Annotated in this window: 9 protein-coding genes; 7 read left to right on the top strand and 2 right to left on the bottom strand. The window is 56.4% G+C overall.

What is annotated here, in order from left to right; all coding sequences use genetic code 11:
- The first annotated feature begins 26 nt into the window (after window positions 1-26).
- A complete protein-coding gene (locus ACIQZK_RS00570; protein ID WP_397574428.1) occupies window positions 27-2,039 on the top strand; it encodes a TonB-dependent receptor plug domain-containing protein in 2,013 nt (670 codons plus the stop codon).
- Window positions 2,040-2,146: 107 nt separating this feature from the next.
- On the opposite strand, the gene ACIQZK_RS00565 is transcribed toward ACIQZK_RS00570, so the two are convergent.
- Together ACIQZK_RS00565 and ACIQZK_RS00560 are read right to left on the bottom strand one after the other, a co-directional pair.
- Entirely contained in the window at window positions 2,147-3,514 is a 1,368-nt protein-coding gene (locus tag ACIQZK_RS00565; RefSeq protein ID WP_397574427.1) for a DUF1501 domain-containing protein, read from the bottom strand.
- Between the two features lie 76 nt (window positions 3,515-3,590).
- A complete protein-coding gene (locus ACIQZK_RS00560) occupies window positions 3,591-5,420 on the bottom strand; it encodes a DUF1800 family protein (protein WP_397574426.1) in 1,830 nt (609 codons plus the stop codon).
- Between the two features lie 427 nt (window positions 5,421-5,847).
- On the opposite strand from ACIQZK_RS00560, the gene ACIQZK_RS00555 reads away from it, so the two are divergent.
- From ACIQZK_RS00555 to ACIQZK_RS00530, 6 genes are read left to right on the top strand one after another with little or no spacing between them, the layout of a single operon-like run.
- Window positions 5,848-6,240: a lytic transglycosylase domain-containing protein gene (locus tag ACIQZK_RS00555; protein WP_295493510.1), complete on the top strand. Its 393-nt coding sequence runs from the start codon at window positions 5,848-5,850 to the stop codon at window positions 6,238-6,240.
- 8 nt (window positions 6,241-6,248) lie between these two features.
- The gene (locus ACIQZK_RS00550) at window positions 6,249-6,566 is read left to right on the top strand and encodes a TrbC/VirB2 family protein (RefSeq protein WP_397574454.1); all 318 of its coding nucleotides are present in this window, start codon (window positions 6,249-6,251) and stop codon (window positions 6,564-6,566) included.
- Window positions 6,567-6,569: 3 nt separating this feature from the next.
- Entirely contained in the window at window positions 6,570-6,854 is a 285-nt protein-coding gene (locus ACIQZK_RS00545) for a type IV secretion system protein VirB3 (protein ID WP_395637408.1), read from the top strand.
- Between the two features lie 3 nt (window positions 6,855-6,857).
- On the top strand, window positions 6,858-9,287 hold the full coding sequence (locus ACIQZK_RS00540; protein ID WP_397574425.1) for a VirB4 family type IV secretion/conjugal transfer ATPase: 2,430 nt from the start codon (window positions 6,858-6,860) through the stop codon (window positions 9,285-9,287).
- Window positions 9,203-10,519 carry a type IV secretion system protein gene (locus ACIQZK_RS00535; RefSeq protein ID WP_397574424.1) on the top strand — a complete coding sequence of 439 codons (1,317 nt, stop codon included), beginning with the start codon at window positions 9,203-9,205 and terminating at the stop codon, window positions 10,517-10,519. Before ACIQZK_RS00540 ends, ACIQZK_RS00535 begins: the two co-directional genes overlap by 85 nt.
- Window positions 10,516-11,331, top strand: coding sequence for a TrbG/VirB9 family P-type conjugative transfer protein (locus ACIQZK_RS00530; protein WP_397574423.1), 816 nt, complete (start codon window positions 10,516-10,518; stop codon window positions 11,329-11,331). The genes ACIQZK_RS00535 and ACIQZK_RS00530 overlap by 4 nt, the downstream gene beginning before the upstream one ends.
- Window position 11,332 lies beyond the last annotated feature (1 nt).

Below are 11,332 nucleotides of genomic sequence, written 5' to 3'. Positions count from 1 at the left end.
TATCCTTCATTTTTTCGGAAACCTGCATGATCACGCTATTGGCTCGAACCTCGCTGCTGGCGATCGCCATCGGTACGCCTGCTGCTTATGCGCAGGAGAGTGCAGAACCGATTATCATTGTCACCGGAAAAGGACTGGACCAGACGAAGGGTGACCCGGCTTATGGCTCGGTGGAAATCGACCGCGCGCGCCTAAGCAGCGAAGCGTCTGGCCGCATCGAAAATATCCTCGCCGATGTCGCTGGCTTTCAACAGTTCCGGCGGTCAGACAGCCGGTCAGCCAATCCATCGGCGCAAGGTGCCACGTTGCGCGCGCTTGGGGGCAATGCGTCAAGCCGCACGCTGGTGCTGCTGGATGGCGTGCCTCAGGCAGACCCGTTTTTTGGTTACATCCCCTTTAGCGCAATGACCCCCGAACGTTTATCGTCCATTCGCGTCACGCGCGGCGGCGGCAATGGCGCCTTTGGTGCAGGGGCCGTCGCAGGGACCATCGAGCTAAACAGCGCGGGGCGGGCCGACCTACCCGACGCGGCCTTGTCGGCCTTTTATGGCAGCGGCAACGCTAGCGAACTTTCCGCTGGCCTTGCGACGGATCTCGGTGCCGGATTTGTGAGCGTTTCGGGTCGGTGGGATCGCGGCGACGGCTTTTACACAGCGCCACGCGCAACACGCCAGCCAACCGACGTCCGCGCCGCCTACGACAGCTGGTCAACCGGATTGCGCGCTGTTGCGCCTTTGGCGGACGGGGTAGAATTGCAGCTGCGTGGGCTGCTGTTTCAAGACAACCGCACCTTGCGCTTTGCAGGCGCAGACAGCAGCTCCGAAGGACAAGACGCGAGCATCCGCATCGTGTCGCAGGGCCGCTGGCAAGTCGACGCGCTGGCCTATGTTCAGGCACGCAACTTTACCAACATCGTGGTTAGCGCCACGTCTTTCCGCAAAACGCTCGACCAACGCAACACGCCATCCACTGGGATCGGCGGCAAAATTGAGGTCAGGCCACCCGTTGGCGGCGATCATCAATTGCGCATGGGCGTCGATGCGCGGCTATCTGAAGGCGAGCTGTTTGAGGATGTCTACAGCGGCGTCACCGGTCTCGTCACCGCGCGGCGCAACGCCGGTGGCAACAGCGCGACATTTGGTGTTTTCGCCGAGAATGATACGACGATTGGCGATCTGACACTGACTGGCGGCATTCGCGCGGACCGCTGGACGATCGACAATGGCTTTTTTGCTGAGCGCGCCACCAACGGAACCGTCGTGCGCGATGATGTCTTTGCCGATCGCGCAAATTGGCAGTCCAGCGCGCGGGTTGGCGCACTATATGCGCCGACCGATGGCATTGCGCTCCGTACCGCGGCCTATACCGGTTTTCGTTTGCCCACGCTGAACGAACTCTACCGACCGTTCACCGTCTTCCCCGTCGCAACGCGCGCCAATGAAGCGTTGAACGTGGAAAAGCTGCGCGGTGTTGAGGCGGGGTTTGATGTCCGGCCCGCCGCTGGCGTGACCCTTGGCGCAACGTTGTTCTACAACAGGCTCAACGACGCCATCGCCAACGTCACGATTGGCAACAACCTGCGCCAGCGCGGCAATGTCGATGCTGTCATTGCCAAGGGCGTTGAGCTCAGCGGCGAAGCGCAATTTGGTGCGGTCAGCATTGCTGCATCTTACGCGTTCAGCCACAGCAAAGTGCGCGCATCGGGCATTGCCAGCGCCCTCAATGGACTCACACCTGCACAAAGCCCCCGGCATGCCGCAAATGCGACGGTGCGTTGGACGCCAGGCGCTGGTGCCATAGTGTCGGCAACCGCCCGTTATGTCGGCGCACAATTCGAAGATGATCTTGAGGCGAATATTTTGCCATCGGCGCTGACCTTTGATGGCTTTGCACAAATCCCCCTCACCCGGCAGATCGCATTGACCGGCCGGGTGGAGAATATCCTCAATGAAGAAGTTGTAACCCGCAAAGTGGGAACGTCCATCGACCTTGGAACACCCCGGATATTCTGGATCGGACTGAAATTTTCAGCCCGATAGCGACGTCGGGTCGCGACCCTTGTCCATCCTGGAACGCCGCAGGCCGTTGTCCCCATTTGCGCTGCCAAAGCAAAGGCGCGGCATAAGCGCCTGTGCGCCTGTGGCAGTTATTGCATGAAACCCAAATTAGCGCCGTTAAACCGACCAATGTTGGGCGCGATGCTGGGCAGTTCACTAGGCGCAACGCCGAACCAAGTGGCAAGTGTTGCCGCATATTGATCGACTGAAACCGTTGGAAGCAAACGGCCAAGGCCGACTTGGTCCGGGCTTCTAACCGAGATTTGTGGTGCGACCCCATAATAGCGGCCGCCGTTCACCGCGCCGCCCATGATGAAGTGGTGCGCGCCCCAGCCATGGTCAGATCCATCACCGTTAAACTGCAGCGTGCGGCCAAAATCAGACGCCGTGAAGGTCGTCACCTTGTCAGCGACACCCAATTCCACGGTTGCACGATAGAAGGCGTCAAATGCGAAATCGACACGGCTCATGAGCGTTGCGTGCGCTTCAATCAAATTGTCGTGATTGTCGAAGCCGCCTAAGCTTACCATAAACACTTGGCGCTTTACGCCCAGCGCTTGGCGCGCCGCGATCATGCGCGCAACTATTTGAAGTTGGTCCGCTAAACTGTTGGTGCCGGACACTGGTCGGAATGACGTCGAAAGGGATATCTGCTGTAGCGCCGCATTGATAACAACTCCCGCATCTATGGAGCGGCGCGCTACCCTATTATACTCCGCTTCAAAGATATTGTTGCTCGACTGCGTCAACAATGTTCGAAGCGCATTGCTGCCCGCTGCAGACCCAAATAGGGAGCCATTAAGACCATTTATGGATGGTGCGCCGCCTGGTGATATCTGATAGGTAATCGCATCGTTCCCCGCCAAAAAAACGGCATTGCCCGTTGCCGAAATGCAGGTGAACAGTGAATTGGTGTTGCTGGACAAGGCTAGGTCGCCCATCCGGCCACCCCAACCTTCAGTGGCGCCCTCAGGCTTATAAGACTGCCATGTCGATTGTTGGTCATTATGCGAAAACAGTTTCGCAGGCCGAGGGTTGGCCACCAAATTGCTGCTTTGATATTGGGCCAAAGTTAATGGCGCAATCAGCGGACCGACATTCAGCAATGGCGCCAATTTACCTGCATCAAACAAAGCTTTCATGCGGGTCATTTGCGGTGCGAGCGCATATTGCACATTATTGGTCAGCACTTGGCCGTTGGCGGGTGTGAGGGCGGTTGCCGCGAGGGACGAACGCGCTAACGTAATCCCGCCTGCGGTTTGTCCAGGGCCGCCGCCGCGAATGGCGCTGTACAGGTCGTAATTCGCCGAGTCATAAGGGATCAACGTGCTGTTATGGTCGTTACCACCGTTTAGAAATACGCAGACCAATGCGCGGTAATCATTGCCTGCGCTGAAGGCCGCTGCCTCCCCCATGCCCGCAAGACCCATGGCCCAAGACCCAGCAGTCCCCGCCACAGCCAATTGTTTAGAGCGACGAAGGAAAGCGCGTCGTGATATATCTTCCATCTTGCTAATGTGCACGAGACCCTCCCTATTTTTGGACCAAGTAATCGGGGGAGGCAAACACGAGTAGTGTTGCCAGATACACCCGCCGTTGTTTGTCTGCCAACGAACTGGTGTCCGTTACGGTCGTCGCGTCAAGGGCAGCCTTGATAGTCGCTTTGGTGCTGTCGGAGAGCTGGTTGCCGGACAGTAATAAGGACAACCTGTTCAGTAAGGCCGTAGTGTCGGAAACGATTGCGAGCTCACGCGTATACGTTGCTTTGACGTCATTGTTCAGGCCGTTGGCTGATCCGATGGCTGAAGCCATGAAGTTGATATAGCCTACAACGCTGACTTCGTTAACGATTTGGAATTCAGGTGCAACCAGCGTGTTGGTTGCGATGGCGGTGTTGGGAGGGACGTAACCCGGGCGGTAAAAATTAAACACAGACGGCGCACGCAACGGACTTTGGCCAAGGCTGAAGGCCGCGTTGGACGTATTGTTGATGGTCCAATTACCTGATTGCGATGTGGCGCCGAAATTTCTGGCCCATTGCGTAAAGCGCAATACAGGCTCGCGAACTTTGCCAAAGGTCGGCGACGTTAATCCGGTAGCATTTGTCGCTTCATCATCAAGCAAAATGGCCTTGAACACCGCCCGCAGATCTCCACGAACGCCCGAACCATTATTGTTGAATATCCTGGCGACACGATCAACATAGCCAGCGCTGGGGTTACTCGTCACCAAACGCTGGATCATTTGCTTTGAAAAGAACGGGCCAACATTGGGATGATTAAAAAGCGTGTCCAGCGCCAGCTTCATCGATGTTGGAGCATCGGTGTTGGCCGGAATAGTTGTACCCAGAAATGTTTTTTCCAGCATTGAGTGTTGGCTAACGGTTTGCGCTCGCTCCCATCTGGTCGGATCGCTTGTCATTCGCCTTATTACAGATTCTACGGGTGCGATTTTTTGAGATGGAAAACGGATAGAGGGCGTTCTGACCAAATTCGCATAGTCATAACTATAGCCGGTAAATACCCGGGCGAGGTTGGATACATCGGCATTGGTATATGTTTCGATGGGCTGGCCAGTGCTTCCGATTTTTTTGGTGCCGTCATTATTGAGCTCATTCAAGCCAAGTGTGAAAAGCTGCATGACTTCACGCGCATAATTTTCGTCAGGCACGCGGCCGGTCCGCGAATCTTCTTTCTTGTTATCAAGCGTGCTCAGGTAAACACCCATTGCGGGGTTGAGGGTCACATCTTCGAGTAGCTGACGAAAATTTCCCAAAGCATTACGATTGAGAACATCCCAATACGCCGCCATCGCATTGGACCGCCATTCGATTTCGATGCCGTTGGTCGAAACGACAAAAAATTGGGAAAGCGCGTATGCCAATCTTTTGCGAACGGGGTCGGGGCTGGTGATCAACTGGTTCCAAACCATGTTGTCGGCTAAGTTGTCTCGGAAATAAAATTCGTCGACGGTCACTTGGTCGTACCCGCGCGATGACAGCCAGTCGACACCGGTCTGGCTAATCGGAATGTCCATCTGTTTGTCGAGCCACGCCACATAACCCACAGATCGAATGTCCGCGATTTCGGGTTCGGTCGCCGCAAGGCTGGCCTTCAAAATGAAACGGGCTGCTTCGCCATCTGTCGCAGGTTTCGCGACTTGCACAGTTGGTGCCAAAACAGAGGCAATTGAACTGCCTTCCGTTCCTTCTCCGCCACATGCGGCCAGCACCAATGAGGCGGCGGGAATTGCAAAATTAGCGGACGATTTTTCTCCCGCCGTTCCCTGCGGCACAGCGAATGTATCTGGGTAGCTATCCGCTTCTACTACCTCTTCCAGAGCCGCGCATTCAGCTTGCGTCATCACACTCTCCCCCAACCATAGGGCCGATTCCAAGTTACGGAAACGCCGTGGCTCCCACCGCCGTTGCCACAATGTGTAATTATGTAACGCCGACCAATGGTGTTACTATCTTATACTTTTTCCCACCCCCAACAATGAATTTTTTTGTTGCGATGGGTGGGGTAGGAGATTAGTCAGCGGCATGGTAACAAGCGTGATTTAGGCTGGGATTATGGTCAACAGGCGCTTCGCTCTCCCTATTTTTGCAATTCTTCCTCTCGCCGGATTTTGTTCGGGCGCGCACGCAAATGTTTTTGAACGCAAACAAAATGGCAATCTGGTCGAAATATCGCAGCCGGCATGGCGGGCGGACGCGTCGCCGGCTGTTGAACGTCGATATAGTCCCACGGCAGATTCCGCGTCCAATTCTTCTCAATCACAAAATGCCGTGCGGCAGCATATTCAGGTTGCGGCAACACGCTTCGGCATTGACCGCAATCTCGTCGATGCGGTTGCTTGGCAGGAGTCGCGATATAATCCCCGCGCCCTTTCCACGGCGGGGGCCATGGGCGTGATGCAGCTCATGCCTGGGACTGCACGGCAGCTGGGCGTGCGTAACCCGCACGATGTGGAACAGAATGTGGTTGGTGGGACCGCTTATCTGCGCCAGCAGCTTGAACGCTTTGGCAATAACGTGCCGCTGGCTTTGGCTGCATATAATGCTGGACCAGGGGCGGTGATAAAATATGGTGGCATTCCGCCGTACCGCGAAACACAAGATTACGTCCGCCAAATAATGCAACGCTTGTCGGCAACGTCGGCCTATCGCGCAGGATATTGAGGTTCATGATGACATATAGATTTAAACGCTTTTTTGCATGTGCTGCGCCCGCTTTGGCTATTCCAAAAAACGCGATGGCGCAGGTGACCAATGTCGATCCGCAGGGTTCGGGGCCAATCGTCAACGCGCTTAGCTGGATACAGGGCACATTGCTTGGCAATGTCGCAACCACAGCAGCCGTCATCGCCGTTGCGGTTGTGGGCCTGATGATGCTGACCGGACGCATGAACTGGCGCTTTGGTGCGACCGTCATTATCGGCTGCTTCATTCTCTTTGGCGCCACAGCAATTGTTTCGGGTATTCGTGTCGCCGCAGTGGGCGGTTAAGGCATGACCCCACTGAACCGCACGCCAATATTCCGGGCATTAACACAGCCGCAGATGTTTGCTGGCGTCACCTATAGCTATTTTGTCATCAATCTTGTCGTCACGACCGAGATTTTCCTCATCACGCGGTCATTCTGGGCCATTCCGGCGGCCGCGGTCATCCATGCTATTGGCTATATCGCCTGCTTGCGGGAGCCCCGGATTTTCGATCTCTGGATTACCAAAGTCAGCCGTTGCGGCCGCACGCGCACGCATGATCTTTGGCGTTGCAACAGTTACCGGCCTTAATCCATGAAAACGGCCGCCCAAAAAACAGCAGCTTTGGACCCAAGTGCCGGGGACCGTCTGCCTTATGCCGGGCATTTGGATGACCATACGGTTATGACCCGCGGCGGCGACCTGATCCAGATGATTCAGGTCGATGGTGTCGCCTTTGAAACAGCCGATAGCGAAACGCTCAACCATATGGCGGCGGTGCGTGATGTTGTGATGCGCGGCATCGCGAATTCCAACTTGATGTTATACTGCCACGTCATTCGTCGTCAGGTAACCGCCGAATTATCAGGCGCGCAACCCGACGGTTTTGTCCGCGACCTTGACGATGCGTGGCAGCAGCAGCTGCGCGGCAAAAAGCTCTATATCAATGACATGGTGCTGATGCTGGTTCGTCGGCCAGCCCAGGGAAAGATTGGTTTTTTTGACCGCCTGACCAAATGGGGCAACGGAACACGCAACAGCGCCGAACGGCTGGCTGACCAAACGCGGGAACTGCGCGAATTGGATGCGGCACGCACCAATCTGCTCTCCGCCCTTAGCCGCTATGGCCCGCGCCTGCTCGGCCGTTATCACGACGCAAATGGCACTTGTTCCGAACCGCTGGAGATATTGTCGGCGCTGTACAATGGCGAAATGCAGCCCGTGCTTGAACCCACCGGCGACGCTGGCCAATATCTGCCCTATAAGCGGATCAGCTTTGGCCTTGATGCTCTGGAATTGAAAGGCGCAAGCGCCAACACGTCGCGTTTTGGCGCTATCGTTTCCATCAAGGATTATCCTGCATATACGGCGCCCGGCATGCTCGATAATCTGCTGCGCCTGCCGCATGAGTTGACGATGACGGAAAGCTTTGCTTTCATCGACCGACAGATTGCGGATGAACGCATCGGGCTTGCGCTGCGCCGGTTGCGGGCGGCGTCGGACGAAACCACCACCCTGCGCCAAGGCCTTTTGGGTGCAAAGGATGACCTCACCGGCGGCGCTGCAGCTTATGGTGAGCACCATCTGACGGTGCATGTCCGCGCAATGACCTTGGCCGCGTTGGATGCTGCCGTTGCCGATGTACAAGCCTCGCTTGCCGATATTGGCGCGGTTGCCGTGCGTGAGGATCTCAATTTGGAAAGTGCCTTTTGGGGTCAGTTTCCGGGCAACGCAGATTTTATTGCGCGCAAGGCTTTGGTATCGACCGCCAATTTGTCCGGTCTCATTTCGCTCCATGGCTTTCCAATCGGCGTGCCTGCCGGCGGCCCATGGGGTGAACCCATCACCGTCCTCGAAACCACATCAAGCACGCCCTATTTCTTTAATTTGCACAGCGGTGATTTAGGTAATTTCACGCTTATTGGGCCATCGGGTTCCGGTAAAACGGTGGTGCTCAATTTCCTGATTGCGCAGGCGCAGAAATTTTACCCTCGCACGTTTTTCTTTGACAAAGATCGCGGTGCAGAGATTTTCATTCGCGCCATTGGCGGGCATTATGATGTCCTGCGGCCCGGCACGCCAACCGGATTCAACCCGCTTCAACTGCCGGAAAACGCAACAAATCAGGCATTTTTGCGGCAATGGCTTTCGCAGATTTTAACGCTAGCGGGCGGGCAGCTGACCGCCGATGAAAACGCCATCATCTCAAGCGCAGTTGATGCCAATTTCAGCCAACCGGCCGAATACCGCCAATTGCGCTATTTGGTGGAGCTATTGGCTGGCGGCGCACGCCCCGTTCGTGGCGATCTCGCATCGCGCCTTGCCCCTTGGTATGGCGCAGGCGAGCATGCATGGTTGTTCGATAACCCGACGGACCAGTTGAACCTCGATACCAGAACCGCTGGCTTTGACATGACCGCGTTGCTCGATAATCCAGCGTTGCGCACGCCCGCGATGATGTATTTGTTCCACCGCGTCGATGAACGTTTGGACGGCAGCCCTTCGATGATTGTCATCGATGAAGGGTGGAAGGCGCTGGATGATGACATCTTTGTGCACCGGCTGAAGGATTGGATGAAGACCATCCGCAAACGCAATGGTGTCGTTGGTTTTGCCACACAAAGCGCCAGCGACGCGATTGAAAGCAAAATCGCCGCGACCATCATTGAACAATCCGCAACGCAATTGTTCATGAGCAATCCCAAGGCGCAAGCATCCGATTATTGCGGCGGCTTTGGGTTGACCGCGCATGAGCTTGATCTCGTACGCTCCTTGCCCGAACATTTACGCTGCGTTTTGATTAAGCAAGGCGGGACCAGCGTCGTTGCGCGTCTGGATATGGGCAATATGCCTGATGCGATCACGGTGTTGTCCGGCCGTGAAGCCAGCGTGCGCAAATTGGACGAGCTTCGCCGCGTTCATGGCGATGCGCCGTCCGAATGGTTGCCGATGCTGTTGCAGGCAGCGCAGGACGGGACGTTGACCCAGCGGCCAGCCGCAAGCAGGACGGGCACGCAAAGCTGATGGCAAATTGCGTTGCCCTTAACACTGCGGCCGGTTCGGCGGAAACGATGGTCAATGCCGTCGATTGTTACGTCCAGTCGACCGTACAGGCGGGCTATGCCAATTTGCTTGGCGAAGGCAGCGTGTTCAGTGTCGCCTTAACCATTGCGCTGACCATTTACGTCGCGATCATCGGCTACCGGCTGATATTTGGACGGTCGTCACTCAGCGTTGGCGAAATGATGCCGCGCATGATCATGATCGGTGCCGTGCTTGCGCTGACGAGTAACTGGGCGACCTATCAGGTTTTGGTATATGACGTGCTGACCGACGGGCCGTACGAAATCGTGCGCGCCATGAACCCGAATGATGGTAATGTGCGCAGTATGACCGAACGTGTCGATATGCTGTCGGGCCGCATGGTCGACCTTGCGGATGCCTGGACCGAATTTGACGCGCGGCCGGAACAGATGCTGCCGGCAAGCCCAACGGCGCCAGCACCCGCAGCGCTTCCCGCGACCGCAAGCAATATCACCGCTGTTGTCGCGCCACAGGACTCGCTTGGCCCCAATATGCTGTTGTTTAGCGCGCTGTTCCTCGTGCTGGCATCGGCAGGTGTCTTGGTCGTGGCGAAAATCATCTTGGGCCTGTTGTTACTCCTCGGCCCCGTTTTTGCAGTGCTGGGTTTATTCCCCTCTACACGCGGTTTAGCGGTCGGCTGGGGCCGTGCGGCGGTCATGATGGCGTTGGTGCCCATTATGACGATGATCACATCAACGGGGGCACTGGCAGCGCTTGAGCCGATATTGACGCAAATGTATGTATCGGCGGGCCAGGGTGATTTTTCATTGCGCGCGGCTTTGACGATATTGGTCATCGTGCTCATCATGGTGGCGGTGGCGGTGCAGCTATTCCGCATTGGCCGCACGATTGTCAGCGGCTGGACCTTGCCCTTTGGGCAACATCGCGCAGCGGATAATCTGGTTTCCGCGCCCGCCGCTGATGTCCCGATGCCGTCAAATAATGTCGTGTATAATGAACGCATGCAGTCGCTGGTCGGCGCTATTGAGCGTTCCGCCGCCGCAACCGCAAACATGGGCCCGGGCAATCCGCGCAGCATATTGTTGCCGCAACCGGCATATGCGGATGCCAATCCAGCAGGACAGCCGAACAATTATTCCGACCGGCGCATTTCGCGGGGCCCCGTCAATGCGGTCCGCGCGCCGATTAAAGCCATTAGGAACGTTGCATGACCCGACATTATCATTGGCCCACCCTTATCACCATGGCGATTGGCGTCGCTATTATGCAGCCGATGGCAGCATCAGCGCAGGTTGCGCCAAATATCCGTTATGTGGATTATAACCCCGATGCCATCATTCGTCTGACCGGCCATACCGGCTATCAAATGATGCTGGAATTTGAGCCGGGTGAACAGATTGAAACCGTCGGCATTGGTGACGCCTCTGGTTGGCAGGTAACCCCCAATGGCGCAGGAACCGTCATGTTCCTAAAACCCGTGGGATTGCCGCCTGCGACCAATCTGTCGATCATCACAAATCTGCGGCGGTACAATTTGGAACTGCTGGCCAAATCCGGCCTGCGTGTGCCACAAAGCCAGATTATTTATGCTGTGCGTTTCCGTTATCCACCCAAAGTCGTGGCCGCCGACAATATGGCAACGCCGCCGCCGTTGATTTCGACCCCGCCTGAATTGTGGAACCGCGCCTATAGTTATGACGGCGCAACGGCCAATGTGCCTGAGCAAGTGTTTGACGACGGCAAAGCGACCTATTTCCGTTTTGCCGCTGGATCAGCGGCGCCTGCCATTTTCAGCATCACGCCCGATGCCGGCGAAAGCATCGTCAACTTCGCGGTGCGCGGGCCGTATACGGTTGTCGAACAAATCGCGCCGCAATTTGTGCTGCGTCATGGCAAAGAAGTCACCATCATCTTTAACGATGCCTATGCCGTGCCGACACCCGGCGCAGATGCCCCCAAGCCACGCGCGCCAAAGAAGAAATGCGGGCTTTTTGGGTGCAAATCGATGGAGGCCAAGCCGTGAG

Origin of the sequence: Sphingorhabdus sp., assembly GCF_044338195.1 — a bacterium.
GTDB lineage: Bacteria > Pseudomonadota > Alphaproteobacteria > Sphingomonadales > Sphingomonadaceae > Sphingorhabdus_B.
This window is presented reverse-complemented; position numbering and strand designations above follow the sequence as displayed.